At 71.3% G+C, this 22,851-nt stretch carries 18 protein-coding genes and 1 tRNA gene; 12 read left to right on the top strand and 7 right to left on the bottom strand.

The features are described from left to right. Positions 1-50: 50 nt before the first annotated feature. Both ACGFX4_RS18430 and polA read right to left on the bottom strand, forming a co-directional pair. A complete protein-coding gene (locus ACGFX4_RS18430; RefSeq protein ID WP_393075115.1) occupies positions 51-575 on the bottom strand; it encodes a hypothetical protein in 525 nt (174 codons plus the stop codon). A gap of 118 nt (positions 576-693) precedes the next feature. Continuing rightward, entirely contained in the window at positions 694-3,372 is a 2,679-nt protein-coding gene (gene polA, locus ACGFX4_RS18425) for a DNA polymerase I (protein ID WP_393075304.1), read from the bottom strand. Between the two features lie 208 nt (positions 3,373-3,580). Here polA and ACGFX4_RS18420 point away from each other — a divergent pair, with 208 nt between their 5' ends. The 7 genes from ACGFX4_RS18420 to ACGFX4_RS18390 all read left to right on the top strand — a co-directional run bounded on the left by ACGFX4_RS18420 (position 3,581) and on the right by ACGFX4_RS18390 (position 10,819). Continuing rightward, a complete protein-coding gene (locus ACGFX4_RS18420; RefSeq protein ID WP_345696527.1) occupies positions 3,581-4,033 on the top strand; it encodes a hotdog fold thioesterase in 453 nt (150 codons plus the stop codon). Between the two features lie 93 nt (positions 4,034-4,126). Next, positions 4,127-4,753 (top strand): hypothetical protein, encoded by a 627-nt coding sequence (locus tag ACGFX4_RS18415; RefSeq protein ID WP_393075112.1) that lies wholly within the window; start codon positions 4,127-4,129, stop codon positions 4,751-4,753. Between the two features lie 319 nt (positions 4,754-5,072). After that, positions 5,073-6,302, top strand: a complete 1,230-nt coding sequence (locus tag ACGFX4_RS18410; protein ID WP_345696529.1) for a branched-chain amino acid ABC transporter substrate-binding protein — start codon at positions 5,073-5,075, stop codon at positions 6,300-6,302. Positions 6,303-6,391: 89 nt separating this feature from the next. After that, the gene (locus tag ACGFX4_RS18405; RefSeq protein WP_345696530.1) at positions 6,392-7,321 is read left to right on the top strand and encodes a branched-chain amino acid ABC transporter permease; all 930 of its coding nucleotides are present in this window, start codon (positions 6,392-6,394) and stop codon (positions 7,319-7,321) included. Between the two features lie 5 nt (positions 7,322-7,326). Next, complete coding sequence (locus ACGFX4_RS18400) at positions 7,327-9,270, top strand: branched-chain amino acid ABC transporter permease (RefSeq protein ID WP_393075108.1); 1,944 nt, start codon at positions 7,327-7,329, stop codon at positions 9,268-9,270. An 8-nt stretch (positions 9,271-9,278) separates the two neighbouring features. After that, on the top strand, positions 9,279-10,106 hold the full coding sequence (locus ACGFX4_RS18395) for an ABC transporter ATP-binding protein (RefSeq protein WP_345701801.1): 828 nt from the start codon (positions 9,279-9,281) through the stop codon (positions 10,104-10,106). Continuing rightward, complete coding sequence (locus ACGFX4_RS18390; protein ID WP_393075105.1) at positions 10,103-10,819, top strand: ABC transporter ATP-binding protein; 717 nt, start codon at positions 10,103-10,105, stop codon at positions 10,817-10,819. The genes ACGFX4_RS18395 and ACGFX4_RS18390 overlap by 4 nt, the downstream gene beginning before the upstream one ends. 90 nt (positions 10,820-10,909) lie before the next feature. Here the strand turns inward: ACGFX4_RS18390 and ACGFX4_RS18385 are convergent, their stop codons facing one another. After that, positions 10,910-11,935, bottom strand: a complete 1,026-nt coding sequence (locus tag ACGFX4_RS18385) for a hypothetical protein (protein ID WP_393075102.1) — start codon at positions 11,933-11,935, stop codon at positions 10,910-10,912. 112 nt (positions 11,936-12,047) lie between these two features. Next, positions 12,048-12,698, bottom strand: a complete 651-nt coding sequence (locus ACGFX4_RS18380; RefSeq protein WP_393075099.1) for an ANTAR domain-containing response regulator — start codon at positions 12,696-12,698, stop codon at positions 12,048-12,050. A 100-nt stretch (positions 12,699-12,798) separates the two neighbouring features. On the opposite strand from ACGFX4_RS18380, the gene ACGFX4_RS18375 reads away from it, so the two are divergent. Together ACGFX4_RS18375 and ACGFX4_RS18370 are read left to right on the top strand one after the other, a co-directional pair. Further along, positions 12,799-12,871: transfer RNA gene (locus ACGFX4_RS18375), tRNA-Leu, on the top strand. A gap of 108 nt (positions 12,872-12,979) precedes the next feature. After that, complete coding sequence (locus ACGFX4_RS18370; protein ID WP_393075096.1) at positions 12,980-13,753, top strand: transcriptional regulator; 774 nt, start codon at positions 12,980-12,982, stop codon at positions 13,751-13,753. Here the strand turns inward: ACGFX4_RS18370 and ACGFX4_RS18365 are convergent. Then, positions 13,721-15,922 carry an MMPL family transporter gene (locus ACGFX4_RS18365; RefSeq protein ID WP_393075093.1) on the bottom strand — a complete coding sequence of 734 codons (2,202 nt, stop codon included), beginning with the start codon at positions 15,920-15,922 and terminating at the stop codon, positions 13,721-13,723. The two genes, ACGFX4_RS18370 and ACGFX4_RS18365, sit on opposite strands and share 33 nt — an antisense overlap. Positions 15,923-16,185: 263 nt before the next feature. Here ACGFX4_RS18365 and ACGFX4_RS18360 point away from each other — a divergent pair, with 263 nt between their 5' ends. Together ACGFX4_RS18360 and ACGFX4_RS18355 are read left to right on the top strand one after the other, a co-directional pair. Beyond that, complete coding sequence (locus ACGFX4_RS18360) at positions 16,186-17,433, top strand: sensor histidine kinase (RefSeq protein WP_393075090.1); 1,248 nt, start codon at positions 16,186-16,188, stop codon at positions 17,431-17,433. Then, positions 17,430-18,125, top strand: a complete 696-nt coding sequence (locus ACGFX4_RS18355; protein WP_393075087.1) for a response regulator — start codon at positions 17,430-17,432, stop codon at positions 18,123-18,125. Before ACGFX4_RS18360 ends, ACGFX4_RS18355 begins: the two co-directional genes overlap by 4 nt. A gap of 38 nt (positions 18,126-18,163) precedes the next feature. On the opposite strand, the gene ACGFX4_RS18350 is transcribed toward ACGFX4_RS18355, so the two are convergent. Together ACGFX4_RS18350 and pyk are read right to left on the bottom strand one after the other, a co-directional pair. Further along, complete coding sequence (locus ACGFX4_RS18350; protein WP_393075084.1) at positions 18,164-19,141, bottom strand: hypothetical protein; 978 nt, start codon at positions 19,139-19,141, stop codon at positions 18,164-18,166. Positions 19,142-19,289: 148 nt separating this feature from the next. Next, on the bottom strand, positions 19,290-20,717 hold the full coding sequence (gene pyk / locus ACGFX4_RS18345; protein ID WP_393075081.1) for a pyruvate kinase: 1,428 nt from the start codon (positions 20,715-20,717) through the stop codon (positions 19,290-19,292). Between the two features lie 301 nt (positions 20,718-21,018). Here pyk and ACGFX4_RS18340 point away from each other — a divergent pair, with 301 nt between their 5' ends. Continuing rightward, positions 21,019-22,842 carry a bifunctional metallophosphatase/5'-nucleotidase gene (locus ACGFX4_RS18340; protein WP_393075078.1) on the top strand — a complete coding sequence of 608 codons (1,824 nt, stop codon included), beginning with the start codon at positions 21,019-21,021 and terminating at the stop codon, positions 22,840-22,842. Positions 22,843-22,851: the final 9 nt, after the last annotated feature.

Raw genomic sequence — 22,851 nt, 5'->3', positions numbered from 1 at the left:
AAAGTATTTCGCGCGCACCAGGCGTCGGCAAGGGATGACCGCCGCCGGCTTCAGTGACCCGGCGTCGGCGAGGAGGGGTAGCCGGTGGTGTCCGGGCGCGGCTGCGGCGACAGGCTGAGGACCGGGGAGCAGACGGCCACGCCCGGACCGCCGTACGTACAGGTCGAGGGCGCCGGGTGGTTGTCGCAGTTGCAGTTGTTGCCCGGGCTGATCCGGGTGCGCGGCGTCCCGGTGGCCCGCGCGGCCGGGTGGGTGGTGTTCTGCGCGCCCTTGGCCGCCGGGGGCGGGGTCGGCGTCGGGGTGTCGGGCGCGGGGCTCGGAGCGGGGGACGGCGACAGGGTGGGCGAGGGCGTCGGCGAGTCGACCGGCGCAGCGGCTTCAGGGCTGCTGGGCGCGGCGGCGGGAGCGGCGGGCGGGGTGGGCGGGGTGGAGCGCCCGTGGCTGGTGCCCGCCATCGCCCACGCGGCTGCGCCGCTCAGGACGAGCGCGGTCGCGGCGAGCGTGAGCACCCGCCAGGTCCGCGGTCTCCGGCGCTTCGGCGCCGCCTCCGGCAGTGCCGGGTCGTTGGTCTCCACCGCTGCTCCTGGACTCTGCTCCGCCCGGGCGGCGGAGGTCGGGGCGGCAGCTTAGCGATCATGGCCGGACGCCCCGCTCGCAGGGGCGTCCGGCCACGGGTCGGGCTCGCGGGCGCGGTCAGTGCGCGGCGGCCTCCCAGTTGGCGCCGACGCCGACGGAGACGTCCAGCGGGGCGCGGAGCGGGTAGGCGCCGGCCATCTGCTCGCGGACCAGGGCCTCGACCTGCTCGCGCTCGCCGGGGGCGAGTTCGAGCACGATTTCGTCGTGGACCTGGAGCAGCATCCGGGAGGAGAGCTTGGCGTCGGTGAGCGCCTGGTCGACCTTGAGCATGGCGATCTTGACGATGTCGGCGGCGGAGCCCTGGATCGGGGCGTTGAGGGCCATCCGCTCGGCCATCTCGCGGCGCTGCCGGTTGTCGCTGGTGAGGTCCGGCAGGTAGCGGCGGCGGCCGAGCAGCGTCTCGGTGTACCCGACGGCGCGGGCGTCCTCCACGACGTCGCGCAGGTAGTCGCGGACGCCGCCGAAGCGCTCGAAGTAGGTGTCCATCAGGCCCTGGGCCTCGGCGGGCTTGATGCCGAGCTGCTGGGAGAGGCCGTAGGCGGAGAGGCCGTAGGCGAGGCCGTAGGACATCGCCTTGATCTTGCGGCGCATCTCGGCGTCGACCGCCTCCGGGGCGACCTCGAAGACCTGGGAGGCGACGGTGGTGTGCAGGTCCTCGCCGCTCTCGAAGGCCTCGATCAGCGCGGCGTCCTCGGAGAGGTGGGCCATGATGCGCAGCTCGATCTGCGAGTAGTCGGCGGTGAGCAGCGACTCGTACCCGTGGCCGACCACGAAGGCGCGGCGGATCGCCCGGCCCTCCTCGGTGCGGACCGGGATGTTCTGCAGGTTCGGGTCCTGGGAGGAGAGCCGGCCGGTGGCGGCGACCATCTGGTTGAAGGTGGTGTGGATCCGGCCCTGCGGGGAGACGGTCTTGAGCAGGCCCTCGACGGTGGTGCGCAGCTTGGCCTGGTCGCGGTGGCGGAGCAGGATGACCGGGAGCTCGTTCTCGGTCTGGGTGGCGAGCCAGGTCAGGGCGTCGGCGTCGGTGGTGTAGCCGGTCTTGATCTTCTTGGTCTTGGGCAGGCCGAGCTCGCCGAAGAGGATCTCCTGGAGCTGCTTGGGCGAGCCGAGGTTGAAGGGGTGGCCGGCGGCCGCGTGGGCCTCCTCGACGCAGCGCTGGATCTCGACGGCGAACTGCGCCTCCAGGCCGGTGAGCCAGGCGCGGTCGGCGGCGATGCCGTAGCGCTCCATCCGGGCCAGCAGCTCGGCGATCGGCAGCTCCATGTCGTGGAACAGCTCGACGGCGCCGACCTCGGGCAGCCGGGTCTCGAAGAGCGCGGCCAGGTCGAGGATCGCGCGGGCCTGGGTCATCAGGGCCTGGGCGCCGGCGGTGGCGTCCTCCTCCTCGGCGTCGAAGGTGAGCTGGCCGGTCTCGACGGCGGCGGCGGGGGCGAGCGAGCGGGCCAGGTACTCCTCGGCGAGGACGTCGAGGGTGAAGGTGCGGCGGCCGGGCTTCTCCAGGTACGCGGCGAGCGCGGTGTCGGCGGTGACGCCGGCGATCTGCCAGCCCTGCTCGGCGAAGGCGCGCATCACGTGCTTGGCGATGTGCAGGGCCTTGGGGCGGGTGGGGTCGGCGAGCCAGGCGGTGAACGCCCGGTCGTCGGCCTCCTCCAGGCTCGCCGGGTCGAACCAGGCGGCGGTCTCGCCGGCGGCGAGCGCGACCTCCTGCACCCGGCCGGTGCCGAGCGCCCACTCGTAGACGGCGGCGACGGCGGTCAGGCCCTTGCCGTGCTCGTCCAGCCAGGCAGCGAGGGCGCCGGGGACGGTGAGCAGCTCGCCGTCGACCTCGATGCCGGGGGCGGCCTCGGCAACCTCGGCGCCCTGCCCGGCGCCGGGGTCGATGCCGTGGACGCGCTCGCGGAAGTTGGGGTTGCGGAACTCCAGCGCCTCCAGGATCTGCGAGACCGCCTCGCCGTCGAACGGGGTGCGCTCCAGGTCCGGGACGCCGAGCGGCAGTTCGACGTCACGGACCAGCTCGGTGAGCACCCGGTTGCGCTTGACCGAGTCGAGGTGCTCGCGCAGCTTCTCGCCGATCTTGCCCTTGACCTCGTCGGCGCGGGCGATCAGCTCGTCGAAGGAGCCGAACTGGTTGACCCACTTGGCGGCGGTCTTCTCGCCGACGCCGGGGATGCCGGGCAGGTTGTCGGACGGGTCGCCGCGCAGCGCCGCGAGGTCCGGGTACTGGCTCGGCAGGACGCCGTACTTCTCCTGGACCTTCTCCGGGGTGTACCGGGTGAACTCGGAGACGCCCTTGATGGGGTAGAGGACGGTGACGTGCTCGCTGACCAGCTGCAGCGAGTCGCGGTCGCCCGTGACGACATCGACGTCGAAGCCCGCCGCTCCGGCAGCGGTGGCCAGGGTGGCGATGATGTCGTCGGCCTCGAAGCCCTCGGCGGTGATTCGCGGGACGCGCATGGCGTCGAGCAGCTCGCCGATCAGCGGGACCTGGCTCTTGAACTCGTCGGGCGTCTTGGCGCGGTTGGCCTTGTAGTCGGGGAACTCGACGGAGCGGAAGGTCTGCCGGGAGAGGTCGAAGGCGACCGCGAGGTGGGTGGGCGCCTCGTCCCGGACGATGTTGGCGAGCATCGAGGCGAAGCCGTAGACCGCGTTGGTGGGTTGACCGGTGGTGGTGTTGAAGTTCTCCACGGGCAGGGCGAAGAACGCCCGGTAGGCCATCGAATGCCCGTCCAGCAGCATAAGCCGGGGCCGGGCGGCCGCCTTCTTGCCTGCACTCTGCGTAGCCACGTCAACGTCCCGTCCTGCCGGTTCCACTGCCAGGGACAGATCCTATGGCCCGGCACCGACAACGGACGCAAGGACGCAAACCGCCCGTTCCTACCGGCGGGTACACGGTCGTACGATCACAGTCGACACGAGCTGTGCACCCTCGATCGGCAGGAGCACCATGACCGACCCGGCCCCCGTCCTCAACGTGCCCCAGGACGTCCTCGACCACTTCGCCAAGCTGGGGGTGAGCGCGGAGACCTTCTCCGGCGGGCACCTGGGCGACAAGCTCGGCATCCGGATCGTCGAGGCCTCGCCGGACCGGGTGGTGGGCACCATGCCGGTCGACGGCAACCAGCAGCCGTACGGGCTGCTGCACGGCGGCGCCTCGGCGGCGCTGGCGGAGACCCTGGGCTCGATCGGCGCCATGCTGCACGCCGGTCCGGGCCGTTACGCGGTGGGCGTCGACCTGAACGCGACCCACCACCGCTCGGCGATGTCCGGCCTGGTCACGGGCGTGGCGACGGCGGTGTTCAAGGGCCGGACGGCGGCCACCTACGAGGTCGCGATCACCGACGACACCGGCAAGCGGATCACCAGCTGCCGGCTCACCTGCATGCTGCGCGACCTGTAGGAACGAAGCCCGCCACCCCCTCGCCGGTTTGGCCGGACGCCGTCACGGGCACCTCCTGGCTGCGATTCGACGGCGACGCGAGGGGGCGGTGGCATGGCCGGTGGGGGCGAACCGCCCGGCGCGGGTCACGGCTTCCTCGGCCCGGTGGAGGCGGGTGACGGCTCGGCCGCCCCGCCGCCCCCGCCGCTCCCGCCCACCCCGATGCTGACCCGCCGTCAGAAGTACTGGCTGGCCGCACTGCTGCTCGCGCTGGCCACCGCGGCGACGGTCCGGCACGCGGCGCACCGGCCGGACCACGCGGCCAACTCCCCGCCGCCGCCCTACCCCTCCCAGGTGGCCCGGTTCTCCTACCAGGGCCCGTCCGCGCAGGACCCGCGGGCCTTCGCCTTCCGCCTCTCGGCGCACAACGACGGGCCGGTACCGCTGGAGCTGCTGGGGATCAGCCAGGGCTACCGGGGGCTGCGGCTGGAGGTGACGGGTTCGCTGCCCCGCACCCTGGCGCCGGACGGGGGCGCCGTCCTGCTGGTCACGCTGCGGGTGACCGACTGCTCGGCGGCGCCGGCGGAGTCCTCACTGCCTTACCTGGATGTAACGCTGCGTAACACGCGCGCCATGCAGACCGTCAGCCAGATCCTCGGCGCGGCCTACGCGCGCGACCTGTCCGCGAGCATCCGTCTGGCCTGCCCGGATTCCCGATATTCGGACGCACGCGACCAGTGATCCCCACCCGAACACAGCAGTTCGATTATCGGACATTCGTTGCGTGACCAGGGCTTTGGCCTGCAAGCGTATTCGGAGAGTGAGACGAAGCCCGGAATCACGGGCTCCAGGAGGGTCGGATGACCACCATGTGAGATTTCTTCAGGGGGTACTCATAACAAGAGAATCACAGCATGTCCGGACCCACTGCCCGACGCGGCAAAGCCGGTTTAGAGTCACGGCCAGTCACCGCGCCAACCGAGTGGGCCCCTGGCCCAGCGCGCGACCCGGCACCGCCATCACAGGGCGCGGTGCTTTCCTGATCCAGAAGGGGACCCTCGTGCGTAAGAGTTCACTGATTGTCGTGGGCATTGCAGTCACCGGAGCGCTCACCCTCTCCGCCTGCGGCTCGCGCGGTGAGAAGTCCGGCTCCGAGAACGCCGGCGGCACCACGAAGGTCGTCATCGGCGTCGACGCCCCGCTCACCGGCAAGCTGTCCGCCCTCGGCCTCGGCATCAAGAACTCGGCCGACCTGGCCGTCCAGAAGGCCAACAAGGACAAGGTCGTTCCCGGCGTCACCTTCGAGCTCGAGGCCCTGGACGACCAGGCCAACCCGACCTCGGGCCAGCAGAACGCCACCAAGTTCGTCGGCGAGAAGAACGTCGTCGGCGTGGTCGGCCCGCTGAACTCCTCCGTCTCGCTGACCATGCAGAAGGTCTTCAACGACGGCAAGCTCGCCCAGGTCTCGCCGGCCAACACCAACCCGCAGCTGAGCCTCGGCCCGGACTGGGGCACCGGCAAGTTCACCCGCCCGTACGCCTCGTACTTCCGCACCGCCACCACCGACGTGGTCCAGGGCAAGTTCGCCGCCCAGTACCTCTTCAACGACGCCAAGAAGACCAAGGTCTTCGTCATCGACGACAAGAAGACCTACGGCGCGGGCCTCGCGAACATCTTCCAGGAGGAGTTCAAGAAGCTCGGCGGCACCGTGGTCGGCACCGAGCACATCAACCCGGACGACAAGGACTTCTCGGCGGTCGCCACCAAGGTCAAGTCCTCCGGCGCCGACTCGGTCTACTACGGCGGCGAGTACCCCGAGGGCGGCCCGCTCTCCGACCAGATCAAGAAGGCCGGCGCCGCCGTCCCGCTGTTCGGTGGCGACGGCCTGTACGACGACGAGTTCATCAAGCTGTCGAACAACAACAGCAACGGTGACCTCGCCACCTCGGTCGGCGCCCCGGTCGAGGAGCTGCCCGACGCGAAGACCTTCATCGCGGACTACAAGGCGGCCGGCTACAAGGAGCCCTACGCGGCCTACGGCGGCTACTCCTACGACGCCGCCTGGTCGGTCATCGAGGCCGTCAAGGCCGTCGTCGCCGCCAACAACGGCAAGGTGCCGGACGACATCCGCGCCAAGGTCGTCGAGGCCATGGGCAAGGTCTCCTTCAACGGCGTCACCGGCAAGGTCTCCTTCGACCAGTACGGCGACACCAGCAACAAGCAGCTGACGGTCTACACCGTCAAGGACAACAAGTGGGCCTCCGTGAAGAGCGGCACCTACACCGGCTGATCCGTCTGACGGACACCAAGCGCTAGTCCGGGCGGGGGGCGCCAAGAGCGCCCCCCGCCTTTCCCATACCCCCCAACACGGAGGCTGCGGTGCACGAACTGCCGCAAAACCTGGCCAACGGCCTGATGCTCGGGCTGATGTACGGCCTGATCGCCGTCGGCTACACGATGGTCTACGGCATCGTCCAGCTCATCAACTTCGCCCATGGCGAGATCTTCATGATCGGCGGCTTCGGCGCGCTGACCGCCTACATGGCGCTGCCGTCGGGCACCTCGCTCTGGGTGGCCCTCCCCATCATGATCATCGGTGGCGTCATCGCCTCCGTCCTGGTGGCCACCGGCGCCGAGCGCTTCGCCTACCGCCCGCTGCGGAGCGCACCCCGACTGGCCCCGCTGATCACCGCGATCGGCCTCTCGCTGGCCCTCCAGCAGCTGGTCTGGGCCTTCTACCCGAACGCCAAGAAGGCGCTCACCTTCCCGCAGTTCGCGGGCGGCCCGATCGAGTTCGGCGCCTTCCACCTGCAGCGCAACGACCTCTTCCTGCTGATCGCCGCGCCGCTCTGCATGATCATCCTGGCCAGCTTCGTCCGCCTCACCCGCACCGGCCGCGCCATGCAGGCCACCGCGCAGGACCCGGACACCGCCAAGCTGATGGGCATCAACACCGACCGCATCATCGTGATCGCCTTCGCCCTCGGCGCCGCCTTCGCGGCCGTCGCGGCCGTCGCGCACGGCCTCCGCTACGGCCAGGTCGACTTCATGATGGGCTTCATGGCCGGCATGAAGGCCTTCACCGCGGCCGTCCTCGGCGGCATCGGCAACATCTACGGCGCGATGCTCGGCGGGCTGGTCCTCGGCGTCGCCGAGGCCGTCGCCACCGCGTACATCCAGAACGTCCCCGGCATGCACCAGCTCGGCGGCGCCGCCTGGGCCAACGTGTGGGCGTTCGTCCTTCTCATCGTCGTTCTGCTCGTCAGGCCCCAGGGTCTGTTGGGCGAGCGCGTCGCAGACCGGGCGTGAGGCAGATGACCACCACCACCCACGAGACCACGCCCGTCCTCCCCGTCCCGGAGGGCGTCGCCAAGGCCGTCACCATCGCCGGCGGCATCATCGCCGCCGCCTCCGCGATGATGTCCTGGACCTGGACCGACGAGTTCCCCGGCGACCTCACCTACTACGGCTCCCCGGCCGGCCTGCAGTGGCTCGCCCTGGTCGGCGGCACGCTCACCACGCTGCTGGCGCTCGCCGCCCACGGCACCCCGGGCGTGCGCTGGATGAGCCCCTCCGGCTCCAAGAACGGCATCCTGTTCGCCGCCACCGGCACCCTCGCGGTCTGCTGGTACTCGGTGATCGCCATCTCCGTCCAGCTCGGCGGCCTCGCCAACCTGGAGCCCGGCGGCTTCGTCGCCGCGGCCGGCTCGCTGATCGCCGTCCTCGGCGCCCTCGGCCTGCCCCTCGACCGCCGCACCACGGTCAAGCACCCCACCGTGCAGTGGTGGTGGTACGCCGTCGCCGTCGCCTCCGTGGTCTTCCGGATCGGCCTGGACCAGGGCTTCGCGCTGACCGTCATCCCCGACGGCATCGAGCCCATCTTCACCACCAACACCTGGTTCTTCGTCGCCCTGCCCGGCGCGATCGCGCTCTTCAAGCTCGCGCTCCTGGCCGACGCCTGGCTGCGCATCGGCCGGATCGAGCGCCAGCTGCCCGCACCGCGCGCACTGGCCTCCTGGCTGGAGATCCTGCTGATCATCGCGGTCTTCGCGGTCGGCCTGGTCGCCGCCACCTTCGGCGTCTCCGCCGAGGACGGCGAGCTGTTCATCGGCTACCTGCTGCTGGTCGGCTTCACCACCCAGGCGCTCATCGCCACCGGGCTGCTCGCCCGCCTGCGCGACCTGACCGGCAAGCACCGCACCGTCACCACCGGCGCGGCCTTCGCCGCCGCGGCCGCCTTCCCGTTCACCCAGAGCAGCGACGTCTACACGCTGATCGGCGTCAACATCCTGATCTTCGCGACCGTCGCCCTCGGCCTGAACATCGTGGTCGGCCTGGCCGGCCTGCTCGACCTCGGTTACGTCGCGTTCCTCGGCGTCGGCGCCTACGCCGCCGCCCTGGTCTCCGGATCGCAGTTCTCGGTCTTCCGCGGCGTGCACCTGCCCTTCCCCGTCGCCGTCCTGATCGGTGCCGCCGCGGCCCTGGTCTTCGGCGTGGTCATCGGCGCGCCGACCCTCCGACTGCGCGGCGACTACCTCGCCATCGTCACCCTCGGCTTCGGTGAGATCTTCCGGATCTCGATGAACAACCTCGACGGCACCTCCGGCCCGAGCCTCACCAACGGCCCCAACGGCGTCGCCGCCATCCCGGACGTCTCGCTGTTCGGCTTCGACTTCGGCCAGCCGCACGACATCCTCGGCTTCCAGCTCGGCAAGTTCGGCAACTACCTGCTGCTGATGCTGGTCGTCACCGCGATCGTCGTCACCGTCTTCACCCGGGTCGCCGACTCCCGGATCGGCCGCGCCTGGGTCGCCATCCGCGAGGACGAGACCGCCGCCGAGGCCATGGGCATCAACGGCTTCCGGGTCAAGCTGATCGCCTTCGCGCTCGGCGCCACCCTGGCCGGCCTGGCCGGCGCCGTCCAGGCCCACGTGGCCAGCGCCGTCTCGCCCGACCAGTACCTGTTCGCCGGCGCCGTCCCGCCGAACTCCGCCTTCCTGCTCGCCGCGGTCATCCTCGGCGGCATGGGCACCGTCAGCGGCCCGCTGGTCGGCACCGCGCTGCTCTTCCTGATCCCGGCCAAGCTCCAGTTCCTGCAGAACTACCAGCTGCTCGCGTTCGGCATCGCGCTGATCCTGCTGATGCGCCTCCGTCCCGAGGGCATCATCGCCAACCGGCGGCAGAAGCTCGAGTTCCACGAGGCGGACATCCCCGCCCAGGCCGAGCCGGCCGACGCACTCACCAAGGCAGGGGCGTGAACACCCAGATGACCACCGACACCGCCCCCACCACCACGACCGGCGCGCCGGTCCTGGAGGCCTCCGGCGTCGTGATGCGCTTCGGCGGCCTCACCGCGGTCAACAACGTCGACCTGACCGTCCGCGAGGGCGAGATCGTCGGCCTGATCGGCCCCAACGGCGCCGGCAAGACCACCTTCTTCAACTGCCTCACCGGCCTGTACGTCCCCACCGAGGGCACGGTGAAGTACAAGGGCACGGTCCTGCCGCCCAAGCCGAACCTGGTCACCGAGGCCGGCATCGCCCGCACCTTCCAGAACATCCGGCTGTTCGCCAACATGACCGTCCTGGAGAACGTCCTGGTCGGCCGGCACACCCGCACCAAGGAAGGCCTCTTCTCGGCCATCCTGCGCGGCCCCGGCTACAAGCGCGCCGAGGCCGAGAGCCGCGAGAAGGCCATGGAACTCCTCGAGTTCTGCGGCCTCGCCCACAAGGCCGAGCACCTCTCGCGCAACCTCCCCTACGGCGAGCAGCGCAAGCTGGAGATCGCCCGCGCGCTCGCCAGCGAGCCCGGCCTGCTCCTCCTCGACGAGCCCACCGCCGGCATGAACCCCCAGGAGACCAACGCCGCCGAGGAGCTGGTCTTCGCGATCCGCGACAAGGGCATCGCGATCCTGGTCATCGAGCACGACATGAAGTTCATCTTCAACCTGTGCGACCGCACCGCCGTCCTGGTCCAGGGCCAGAAGATCGTCGAGGGCGACAAGGAGACCGTCCAGAACGACGAGCGGGTCATCACCGCCTACCTCGGCGCCCCGCTCGAAGGAACCACCGCAGGCACGGAGGACGACCAGTGACCGCTCTGCTCGAGGTCAACGACCTCCGCGTCTCCTACGGCAAGATCGAGGCCGTCAAGGGCATCAGCTTCAAGGTCAACCAGGGCGAGGTCACCACCCTGATCGGCACCAACGGCGCCGGCAAGACCACCACCCTGCGCACCCTCTCCGGCCTGCTGAAGCCCACCGCCGGCACCGTCACCTTCGACGGCGAACCGCTCAACACGGTCCCCGCCCACAAGATCGTGTCGCTCGGCCTCGCCCACTCCCCCGAGGGCCGGCACATCTTCCCGCGGATGACCATCGAGGAGAACCTCCTCCTCGGCGCCTTCCTCCGCAAGGACACCGCCGGCATCGCCGAGGACGTCGAGCGCGCCTACACGCTCTTCCCCATCCTCGGCGAACGCCGCAAGCAGGCCGCCGGCACCCTGTCCGGCGGCGAGCAGCAGATGCTCGCCATGGGCCGCGCCCTGATGTCCAAGCCCAAGCTGCTCATGCTGGACGAGCCCTCCATGGGCCTGTCCCCGCTGATGATGCAGAAGATCATGGCGACCATCGTCGAGCTCAAGGCCTCCGGCATGACCATCCTGCTCGTCGAGCAGAACGCGCAGGCCGCGCTCTCGCTCTCCGACCAGGGCTACGTCATGCAGACCGGCCACATCGTGCTCAACGGCACCGGTGCGGACCTGCTGCGCGACGAATCCGTCCGCAAGTCCTACCTCGGCGAGGACTGACACTCCTCCCGACGTCCCGTCACACGCGAGAGCCCCGCCGATCCCCCCGGACCGGCGGGGCTCCCCGCTTTCCCCCGCTCTGCCGACGCATCAGTCGATGACGCAGTCCGCCGCCTTCGCGTCGTCCGGACACGGGAACCGCCCCACCGACTTCGCGAACTCCACCCCCGCCACCGCCGTCGACAGCGGCACCTGCTGCTGCCACAGCGCGCTGCGGGCGATCGCCTCCCAGCCCGACAGCCCCAGCGGCGGCCGGTCCCGGGTCACCGTGATCGGCTGACCCGACTGCCCCGTGTACTGGTCCAGCGTCGCGTTCGCCGCCACGATCTGCACGAAGTCGCCGTTCGACCGCTCGACCTTCACCCCCTGGTCGTACAGGCCCACCGCGTCCGTCCCGGTGATGTAACTCGTCATCACCGCACCGTCCGGCAGGGTCGTCTCCCGGCACATCGGCTTCTCCGACCCGGCCCGTCGCGGACCCTCGTCCGAGCTGCCGGTCCACGTCGCGCAGGAGAACCCCCCGCTCGACATCCGCACGCTCCGGCCGAGCGTCACCATCACCGTCGCCGGACCCGCGCCGTCGTCGTACTGCAGCTCGATGTAGTGCCGCGACATCCCCACGTTGTTGAACTTCACCGCGAACGGATCCAGGTTCAACAGCCGCCCACCCGGCGGCAACTGGTCCGCGAAGATCTTCAGCATCGCCTGCCACGTCATGTCCACCAGCGGACCCGTCGGCGCCGGCGACACCTCCGGCTGGGCGGGCGACTGAGACTGCGACTGCGACTGCGACTGCTGGGACGGTGACTGCTGTGCCGGCGATGGGCCCACCCCCGTGGGGCCCACCGCCGCACTCGCCGCCTGCACCGGCTCCGAACCCACGAAGCCCGGCACCACCAGCGACCCCGCGGCCACCGCACCGGCCACCGCCAGCGCGGCACCCGCCGCCTGCAACCCCCTCCGCAACCGCCGGCGACGACGCCCCAGCCGCATCCCCTCCGCCACCAGGTCCCCCACCGGCGGCATCACGTCCTCGACGCTCTGCCCCAGGAGCCTGCCCAGATCCTCTTCAAGCCCCATGCCGGGATCCCTCGTCCTCGCCGTCGTTGCCCTCACCCGTACCAGACGCTCCGACCCCACCCCGAGGTCTCACACCACTTTGTCCGAACATGCGAACGCCCCGCCGTGCGCAGACGCACGACGGGGCGCTCCCCCCGATCGACCCCGATCAGCCCTCGGACTCGGCCTTCTTCCGGTCCTGGGCCGCACCCTCCTCGATCACGGCCTCCGCCACCGCCGCCATCGTCATCCGGCGGTCCATCGACGTCTTCTGGATCCACCGGAACGCCGCCGGCTCGGTCAGCCCGAACTTCGTCTGCAGCACGCTCTTCGCCCGGTCCACCAGCTTGCGGGTCTCCAGCCGCTGCGAGAGATCCGCGATCTCCAGCTCCAGCGTCCGCATCTCGGTGTACCGCGACACCGCCATCTCGATCGCCGGCACCAGGTCGCTCTTCGAGAACGGCTTCACGATGTACGCCATCGCACCCGCGTCCCGGGCCCGGTCCACCAGCTCCCGCTGCGAGAACGCCGTCAGCATCAACACCGGCGCCAGGTGCTGCTCGTGAATCCGCTCCGCCGCCGACAGCCCGTCCAGCACCGGCATCTTCACATCGAGGATCGCCAGGTCCGGCCGCAGCTCCTCGACCAGCTTCACCGCCGTCTCCCCGTCCCCGGCCTCACCGACGACGGTGTACCCCTCCTCCTCCAGCATCTCCTTCAGGTCGAGACGGATCAGCGCCTCGTCCTCGGCGATCACAATTCGGGTGATCTGGGGCGACTCGGTCTCAAGCGGCTCGGGCTGCTCGTCGGCGGTGCTCACGGGGCTCCTCGTTCCGGCGGGGGTACTGCATGCATGAGCCTACCTAGACACGGTATGTTTGAGACACAGCACACCGAGGGTGACCTTGGATTCGCTGGGAGCTCCGGTAGCCCAAGGGCAGAGGCGATGGTCTCAAACACCATTCAGTGTGGGTTCGAATCCCACTCGGGGCACTTACCTTCAAATCCAAGGACGCCAGAGGGTTGGCGATCTTCACCACTTCAGGTGGCGTCCGCGCCCGGCCTCCGCGAGAATGCCGCGGCCCACGGACCATCGCCACCATGTACGACATGGCAACCCGTGAGCGGGCTCTGGCACTCCACATCTCCGGCCTGTCACTGAGCCAGGTCAGCCGGTCCACCGGGATCTCCCGCTCGGCGATCCGCGCCTGGACCGCCCGGGTCGATCCGAGCCCCCGAATGACGGCGGAGTGCCCCGCCCCGTCCGGGCACCTCAGCCCTACCGTCCCGTCCGACGCCTGTACCTACCTCCTCGGCCTCTACCTCGGCGACGGCTGCATCAGCCCCGAGCGCCGCGGGGGGTACGCCCTTCGCATCGCCTGCGGCAACGCGTGGCCGGGGCTGATCGACACGTGCGAGCGCGCCGTCCGGTCGGTCCTGCCCCACAACGCGACCCACCGGGTCCGGGCGCCCGGCTGTACCTACATGGTGAGCCGCAGCAAGCACTGGCCGTGCCTCCTTCCCCAGCACGGGCCGGGGAAGAAGCACGAGCGCCCGATCGTCCTCGCGCCGTGGCAGCGGGAGCTGGTGGACCGTCATCCGTGGGAGTTGCTGCGCGGGCTGATCCACTCGGACGGGTGCCGGATCGCCAACTGGGCGACGCGGACGGTGGGTGGGGAGGTCCGGCGGCACGAGTACCCACGGTACTTCTTCACCAACACCTCCCCCGACATCGTTCGGCTGTTCACCGACACGCTCGATGCCGTCGGGGTGGGGTGGAGGGCGGCCCGGCGGGCGTCCGGGGCGGTGAACGTGTCGGTCGCCCGCCGGGCCTCGGTGGCGCTACTGGACGCGCACGTCGGCCCGAAGGGCTGAGCGGTCCGGCGCGGGCTCGGGGGCTGGCTCGGGGTGGGTCGGGCGGAGGGGCCACCAGAGGGTGCGGCCGAGGAGGGCGGCGAGGGCGGGGACGAGGACGAGGGAGAGGACGAGTGCGGAGAGCAGGATGCCGAGGGTGAGGGCGAAGGCGACCTGTTCGGTGCCGGGGGTGGTGGCGAGGGTGGCGAAGGAACCGGCGAGGACGAGGCCGGCGGTGGCGACGGCGGGGCCGCTGTGGCGGACGGCGCGGGCGACGGCCGCGCGGGGCGGGCCGGGGTGTCGCATCTCTTCGCGGATCCGGTCGGTGACGAGGATGTTGTAGTCGGTGCCGAGGGCGACGACGAACAGGAAGAGGACCAGCGGCAGGGTGAAGTTGACGCCGGGTCCGTCCAGGAGGTGCTGGAAGAGGAGGGTGGCGGCGCCGAGGGTGGCGGCGAAGCCGAGGCCGACGGAGAGCATCAGGACGGCCGGGGCGAGCAGGCTGCGCAGCAGGAGGAGCAGGATCAGTCCGATCAGGGCGGCGGCGACCGGGAAGACGATCCGGAGGTCGTGGTCGACGGCGGTGGAGATGTCGGCGAGGGTGGCCGCGGTGCCGCCGACGTGGGCGGTGGTGCCGGGGGGTGTGTGGGCGGCGACGGTGTCGCGGACGGGGCCGGCGGCGAGGTCGCGGGCGTCCTGGCTCTGCGGGTCGGCGGTGAGGTAGAGGTCGATGCGGGCGGCGTGGCGGGTGTCGTTGAGGACGGCGGGGGCGATCCGGCCGATGCCGTCGACGGTGCCGAGGGCCCGGGTGAGGTCGTCGAGCCGGGCGGTGGTGAGCGGGGTGGCGTCGTCGGCGGTGAGGTAGACGGTGGTGGGATCGGAGACGCCGGCGGGGAGGGCGCGGGTGATCTCGCCTGCGGTGGCGGCGGCGGGGGTGTCGGTCCGGCCGCCGAGGCCGTAGTCCATGCGGATGCCGAGGGTTCCGGCGGTGAGTGCGGCGAGGACGGCGACGGCGGCGAGCAGCAGGGGCAGCGGCCGTCGGGCGAGGAGGGTGCCGTAGCGGGTGGCGAGCCGTTCGCGGGGCGGTCGGCGGAGGCTGCGGGAGGGCCAGTAGAGCTTGCGGCCGCAGGCGGCGAGCAGGGCGGGCATGAGGGTGAGGCTGCCGAGGAGCATGACGAGGACGGCGACGGCGATGGCGGGTCCGAGGGAGCGGAACTGGCCGAAGGTGGCGGTGCCGAGGGTGGCGAAGGCGGCGACGATGGTGAGCGCGGCGGAGGTGATGGCGGTGCCGACCCGGGCGGACACCTGGGCGGCGGCTTCGCGGGCGGGCTGGTCGGGCCGGTTGCGGAGGTGTTCGCGGTAGCGGAAGAGCAGGAACAGCAGGTAGTCGATGCCGATGCCGAGGAGGACGACGGAGATCAGTCCGGGGGTGCCCGAGTCGAGGGTGAGGCCGGTCAGGGCGGCGGCGCCGGCGACGGCGCCGGTGGCGGCCCCGCTGATCATGGCGACGGCCAGGAGCGGGACGAGGGCGGCGAGGACGCTGCGGAACACCAGCACGTTGAGCAGGACGATGAGGCCGACGACGAGGAATCCGCCGACGGTGGTGGCGGTGCGGTTGGCGTCCGCGGTGTCCGCGGCGGCGGCGAGTCCGCCGGTGAATCCGGTGCGCATGCCGGCGTCGGTGTACTGGGTGCGGGCGGTGTCGCGGAAGGTCCGGTACACGTCCTGGACGCCCGGTTCGGCGGCGTTGCCGGTGAGCTCGACGGCGAACAGTTCGAAGCTGCGGTCGGGGGCGAGCATCGCGGGGGCGATGCGGGGGGTCTGGGAGTGGTCGGGGACGAGGAAGGCGGGCTCGTCCTCCTTGCGGGGCATGGTGACCCGGTGCCGGCCGAGGTCCGCTGCCTCGCGTTCGATCCGCTGCTGGTCGGCGGCGGTGAGGGGGGTGCCGTCGGTGCGGGCCACGAGCATCGTGGCGGTGGTGGCGTCGGGCTTCACGCCGAACTGTTCCTCGGCGATGCGCAGGGCGGCGGCGGAGTCGTAGCCGCTGGGCAGGAAGTCGGCGGACTGGGCCTGGGTGACGCGGCCGAGCAGCATCGGGCCGAGGACGCCGAGTCCGATGCCGACGACGGCCCAGAGGGCGATGACCTTCCACGCGTGTCTGGTGGCGTATCCGGTCAGTGCGCGGATCACGTCGTCCTCCTGCTGATGGCTGATGGTGGGTCGGCCGGCGGTTCGCGGCCGGTCTCCAGACCATCACCCGGGTGGGGGCGGGGCGTCCTGGCTTCGGATGATCCGTGCGGGGGCCCGGGCTCCCCGGTCGGGTCCGGGGACCGGGAGCGTGGTCCTGGTCCCGCGTCCCGGGGTCGGTCGCGGGGGGCATGCCGGGGGGTGCGGGCGGGTGCCAGAATCGGGCATCGGGGCTGATCGGCCACCGGGTACGAGGAGGAGCGGACATGGGCGGGCGCCAGCGCCCCGAGAACAGGGCGGCGGTCTCCGGGGCGGCGGCCGACGGCTCGCCGTGGACGCAGGCCGACGCGCTGGTGGCGGTCGGTGCCGGCCTGTTGGATCTGCTCACGTACCTGCTCTTCAGCAGTGTCGAGCGGCACGAGGAGCCGGGTCTGGCGGGCTTCGTGCTGGTGGTGCTGTCGGCGCTGCCGCTGCTGGTCCGCCGCCGGTACCCGGTGGCGGTGCTGGGGGCCGTGGTGGCGCTGGGGGCGGTGGCGGACCTGCTCGCTCCGCCGACCAGCCATTTCGGCGCGGTCCCGGCGGTGGCGCTGTTCACGGTCGCGCGGACGTGTGCCGTCCCGGTGACGGTGGCGGCGGGGGCGGCGACGGCGGTGGTGACCGCGCTGGCGCAGAGCCATGTCCGGGTGCCGGGGTGGCAGGCGGCGGTGTCGGCCCCGTTGACGGTACTGCTGGTGGGGGGTGCGGGGCTCGCGGTGTCGCGCTGGCAGCGGGAGGTGGCGGCCAACCGCAGGCTGCTGGCGGACCGTGCGGTGGCGGACGAACGGCGGCGGATCGCACGGGAGTTGCACGACATCGTGGCGCACCACATCACGAGCATGCAGTTGATGGCGGGCGGTGCCCGGGCGAACGTCGGCAATCCGGAGGTGGTCCGGGACGCCCTGGTGACCCTGGAGTCGTCGGGGCGGATGGCGCTGCGCGAGATGCGTCAGCTGCTGGACGTCCTGCGGGCGGGTGACGAGCCGGAGTCGGCTCCGCCGGCGCCGCAGCCGGGGGTGGACGACCTGGACCGGCTGGTGGCCGAGGCGTGCGCGGCCGGGCTGCCGACGGAGCTGGGGGTCGAGGGCCGGGCACGGCCGTTGCCGCCGACGGTCGGGTTGACGGTGTTCCGGATCGTCCAGGAGTCGCTGACCAATGCGCGCAGGTACGCGGGGCCGGCCCGGGCGCTGGTCCGGCTGGCGTACGAGGCGGACCGGGTCACGGTCGAGGTGCGGGACGACGGCGGGCGGGACGGCGCCGGCGGGCAGGCCGGTGACGGCGGTTCGCCGGGCCGCGAGAAGCTGCCTGCCGGGTCGGGGTACGGCCTGGTCGGGATGCGGGAGCGGGTGGCGCTGCACGGCGGAACGCTGCGGACCGGTCCGCGGCCGGGCGGCGGTTGGGCGGTGCTCGCCGAGTTGCCGCTGTCGGCGGACGAGGTGGCGGAGGCCGCCGTGGAGCGCGGGGAGCGGGTGCGGTGACGGCGCCGGTCAAGGTCCTGATCGTGGACGACCAGCCGCTGGTGCGGCGCGGTCTGTCGCTGATCCTGTCGCCCGACCCGTCGTTGGAGGTGGTGGGCGAGGCCGGGGACGGCGAGCAGGCCGTGGTGCTGGCCGAGCGGCTGCGTCCGGACGTCGTGGTGATGGACATCCGGATGCCGGTGCTGGACGGGGTCGCCGCGACGGAGCGGCTGGCCCGGGTGCTGCCCGGCTGCCGGGTGCTGGCGCTGTCCACCTTCGACATGGACGAGTACGTGGTGGCGGCGCTTCGGGCGGGTGCGTACGGGTTCCTGCCGAAGGACGTCTCGCCGGAGGAGCTGGGTGCGGCGATCCGCACGGTGCACGGGGGTGAGGCGGCGGTCGCGCCTCGGCTGCTGACCCGGTTGATCGCGGCGTACGTGCGGGTGCCGGCCGCCCCGCCGCCGCCAGCACCGGAGGCGGCAGCGGCCGGCGGGCTGACGCCCCGGGAGGTCGAGGTGTGGCGGCTGATCGCCACCGGGCTGGACAACGCGGGGATCGTGCGGGAGCTGGGGATCAGCGCCTCGACGGTGAAGAACTACATCACCAGCATCTTCGACAAGCTCGGGGTCCGGGACCGGGCCCAGGCGGTGATCGCGGCGTACGAGTCCGGCCTGGTCACGGCCCGTTCGGGAACGGGTGACCAGGCCGGCTGAACGACCGACGGTCGGCTCGGTTCGGTTCGGTTCGGCGGTCAGCCGAGCGGGCCGGAGGCCTTGAGGCCGGTGGCGTGGAAGACGGCGGCGCCGGGTGCGGAGGGGGCGTCGGTGACGGTGAGGGTGTAGTCGCCGTCGGTGGCGCCGCTGAAGACGAACCAGGCGACCTGGTCCTGGTAGAGCGGGTGGTCGGGGTAGATCGCCTCGATCGGGGCGCGGCTGGGGCCGACCTCCTGGCCGTTCGGGAGCTTGAGGCGCAGCACCTCGCCGGCGACGGCCATGCCGGCCGGTCCGACGTTGCCCTTCATGTCGTAGACGACGAACAGGGCGCGCTGGCCGCGCTGCAGGCCGCCGGGGGCGCCGTCGCCGAAGTCGGCGCGGAGCTGGGCGGTCTTGAGGGTGAGGGTGAGGCGCCCGGAGGTGAGGCCGGCGCCGGGGAGGGTGAGGTCGAGGGGCTTGAGGTCGGCCGCCTCGCGTCCGCCGGTGCCGAGCGGGAGGACGGCCTGGGCCTCGGCGGCGTCGCCGAGGACGAGGGAGGTGCCGTCGAACGCGAAGGGGTGTCCGGGCTCGCTGTGGCCGGTGAAGGTGAGCGGGAGCCGGTTGGAGGCGCTGGGGGTGGGCGGGACGGCGGTGCCGTAGTCGCCGCGGACGGGGGTGCCGGCGATGTCGAGGGCGAAGTCGGGCCAGTCGCGGACGGCGCTGGTCTTGAAGGTGTTGGTGACGGTGGTGTCGACCACGACCTTGAAGTCGCCGTTCTCACCGGGCTGGTAGCTGGCGGTCGCGACGTCGAACTTCAGGCCGCCCTTGTAGACGGTCTTGCCGAGCTGCACGGTCTTCGCCTTGCCGGCGGCCGCGCCGGCCGTCCCGGCGCCCGCGGCGGCGGAGGCGGTGGCGGGTGCGACGGGGGCGGGCTCGGCCTTGTCCTGCCCGAGGTCGTCGCAGGCGGTGGCGAGGGCCGCGACGAGCACGACGGCCGCGAGTGCGGCGACGGGTCTGGCTGCGGGGCTGGTACGCATGACGGGTGTCTCCCTCCCTGGGCGCCGCCTGGACGGGGTGCGGGGCGCCGTTGTGGTGGAAGCTACCCGCGCGCGGCGGGTCGGTCCCGGTCCGTTGCAGGACCGGGACGGACCCGCCGCGCAGTGGTGAACTCGCTACACCAACAGGTCAGTTGTCCAGCTCGCCGACGTGGTGGACGCGCACCAGGTTGGTGGAGCCGGCCAGGCCGGGCGGGGAGCCCGCGGTGATCACCACGATGTCGCCGCGCTCGCAGCGGCCGAGCCCGATGAGCGCCGCGTCGACCTGCGCGACCAGTTCGTCCGTGGTGGGGACGAACGGGCCGAGGAAGGTCTCCACGCCCCAGGTGAGGGCGAGTTGGCTGCGGACGGCGGGCTCGTAGGTGAAGGCGAGCACCGGGATCGGGGAGCGGGAGCGGGTGAGCCGGCGGGCGGTGTCGCCGCTCTGGGTGAAGGCGATCAGGTACTTGGCGCCGAGGAAGTCGCCGATCTCGGCGGCGGCGCGGGCGACGGCGCCGCCCTGGGTGCGCGGCTTGCCGGCCTCGGTGAGCTCGGGCAGTCCGGCCGCGAGGATGTCCTCCTCGGCGGCCTCGATGATCCGGCTCATGGTCTTCACGGTCTCGACCGGGAACTTGCCGACCGAGGTCTCGCCGGAGAGCATCACGGCGTCGGTGCCGTCGATGATGGCGTTGGCGACGTCGGAGGCCTCGGCGCGGGTGGGCCGGGACGTGTTGATCATCGAGTCGAGCATCTGGGTGGCGACGATGACCGGCTTGGCGTTGCGCTTGGCGAGCTTGACAGCCCGCTTCTGCACGATCGGCACCTGCTCCAGGGGCAGTTCGACGCCGAGGTCGCCGCGGGCGACCATGATGCCGTCGAAGGCGTCGACGATCTCGTCGAGGTTCTCGACCGCCTGGGGCTTCTCGATCTTGGCGATGACGGGGATCCGGCGGCCTTCCTCGGCCATGATCCGCAGGACCTCGTCGACGTCCTTGGCGCTGCGCACGAAGGACAGGGCGATCAGGTCGGCGCCGGTCCGCAGGGCCCAGCGCAGGTCGGCGACGTCCTTGTCGCTGAGCGCGGGCACCGAGACGGCGACGCCGGGGAGGTTGAGGCCCTTGTGATCGGAGACCAGGCCCCCTTCGACGACGACGCAGTGGACCCGGGGTCCGTCGACGCGGACGACCTCCAGGCAGACCCGGCCGTCGTCGACCAGGATCCGTTCGCCGCTGGAGACGTCGTCGGCGAGGCCGGGGTAGGTCGTGCCGCAGGTCTCGCGGTCTCCGGGGACGTCCTCGACGGTGATGGTGAACTCGTCACCGCGTTCAAGGAGTACCGGCCCGTCCGCGAAAGTGGACAGCCGGATCTTCGGGCCTTGGAGGTCGGCGAGGACGCCGACGCTCCGGCCGGTCTCGTCGGAGGCCTTGCGGACCCTGTGGTAACGCTCCTCGTGCTCCAGGTGGGAGCCGTGGCTGAGGTTGAGTCGGGCGATGTCCATGCCGGCGTCGACCAGTGCCTTGATCTGGTCGTACGAGTCCGCGGCAGGCCCGAGGGTACAGACGATTTTTGCTCGGCGCATGCCTTCAGAGCGTAGGCATTACCGGTGCGTAACAGCGCGGTTCCGCGAAGCCTACCCGTGGACGTTCGCGAAAGATTGCATTAACAAACTGACACAACGTCCGGCGACGGGCCGTGAGTTGTCGTTACGTCCGACCATCGTACGCGGCCCCGGCGGACGTCTGTACGGCAACCCGTCGCCAAGATCTCACCCGCAGGAAACGTCCGGGGGCTGGTCGCGGGGCACCTTTCCGGGCAGACTTCTACGCGCGTTTCTCTACGCGCGTCACCTGCGCCTTCACCTGCCCACGTTGGAGTAGTCCATGCCCCTGAACCGCCGTGACTTCGTCACCCGCTCCGCCGCCACCGCGGCCGGCGCCGCCCTGGCCGGCGGCGCGTCGGTCGCCGCCGCGGCCCCCGCCTCGGCGGCCGGTGCCGAGTCCGCGCCCGGCAAGGCGAAGGCCAAGCAGACCTTCACCGTCATGGGCACCACCGACCTGCACGGCCGCATCCTCAACTGGGACTACTTCACCGACGCGGAGTACGACGACAAGGCGCACAACGACATCGGCCTGGCCAAGATCTCCACCCTGATCAAGCAGATCCGCGAGGAGAAGGGCTGCCACCGCACCCTGCTGATCGACGCCGGTGACACCATCCAGGGCACCCAGCTGTCCTACTACTACGCCCGGGTGGAGCCGATCAGCGGCCGCGGCCGCGGCCCGGTGCACCCGATGGCCGCCGCGATGAACGCGATGAAGTACGACGCGGCCGCGCTCGGCAACCACGAGTTCAACTACGGCATCCCGCTGCTGCGCGCCTGGGAGCGCCAGCTGGACTTCCCGCTGCTGGGCGCCAACGCGCTGAACGCCAAGGACGAGAAGCCCGCCTTCCCGCCGTACGTGATCCGCGAGCTGCACCTGGGCCACGGCCGTCCGGTGCGGGTCGGCATCCTCGGCCTGACCAACCCGGGCATCGCGATCTGGGACAAGGCCAACGTGCAGGGCCAGCTGGTCTTCGCGGGCATCGTCGAGCAGGCCAAGAAGTACGTGCCCCGGCTGAAGGCGGCCGGCGCGGACATCGTGATCGTCTCCGCCCACTCGGGCATGGACGAGCCCTCCTCGTACGGCGACCAGATCCCCTTCCCCGAGCAGGCCTGCGTCTCGCTCGCCGAGCAGGTCCCGGACGTGGACGCGGTGCTGGTCGGCCACACCCACAAGGAGATGGCCGAGCGCCGGGTGGTCAACAAGCAGACCGGGAAGACGGTCGTGCTGACCGAGCCGTACTGCTGGGGCTACCGCCTGTCCTGCTTCGACTTCGAGGTCGAGTTCTCCAAGGGCAAGTGGGCGGTCACGTCCCTCACCGCCCGGGTGATCAACACCAACACGGTGCCGGAGGACCCGGAGATCGTGGCGCTGATCGAGGCGCAGCACCAGAAGGTGGTCGGCTACGTCAACCAGGTGATCGGCACCTGCAAGGCCGAACTGACCATCGCCGACGCCCGGTTCAAGGACGTGCCGATCATCGACCTGATCGGCCGGGTGCAGGCCGACACCGTGAAGGCGGCGCTGGCCGGCGGCCAGTACGGCAGCCTGCCGGTGCTGGCCCAGGCCGCGCCGTTCAACCGCACCGCGGTGATCCCGTCCGGCGAGGTCAAGCTGCGCGACGCGGCCGGGCTGTACATCTACGAGAACACCCTGGAGGCCCGGATCCTGACGGGTGCCCAGGTCAAGGACTACCTGGAGTACTCGGCGAAGTACTACGCCCAGCTGGCCGCCGGCGACCCGGTCAACCTGGACACCCTGACCAACGCGCTGAACACCCCGGACTACAACTACGACGCGGTGTACGGCGTCTCCTACGACATCGACGTGTCGCAGCCGGTCGGCTCGCGGATCGTCAACCTGTCGTACGACGGCAAGCCGATCGACCCGGCGGCACAGTTCGTGCTCGCGGTGAACAACTACCGGGCCAACGGTGGCGGCAACTTCCCGCACGTGGCGAACGCGACCAAGGTCTGGGCGAACTCGGACGAGATCCGCAACACCATGATCGGTTGGGTGAAGGCCAAGGGCGTCATCGACCCGGCCGACTTCGGCGGTGTCACCTGGCGTCTGGTGCGCGGCGGCGTCCCGCTGTTCTCCTGACCCCGTGAC

This window comes from Kitasatospora sp. NPDC048365 (genome assembly GCF_043200835.1).
GTDB classification, from domain to species: Bacteria; Actinomycetota; Actinomycetes; order Streptomycetales; family Streptomycetaceae; genus Kitasatospora; species Kitasatospora terrestris.
This window is presented reverse-complemented; position numbering and strand designations above follow the sequence as displayed.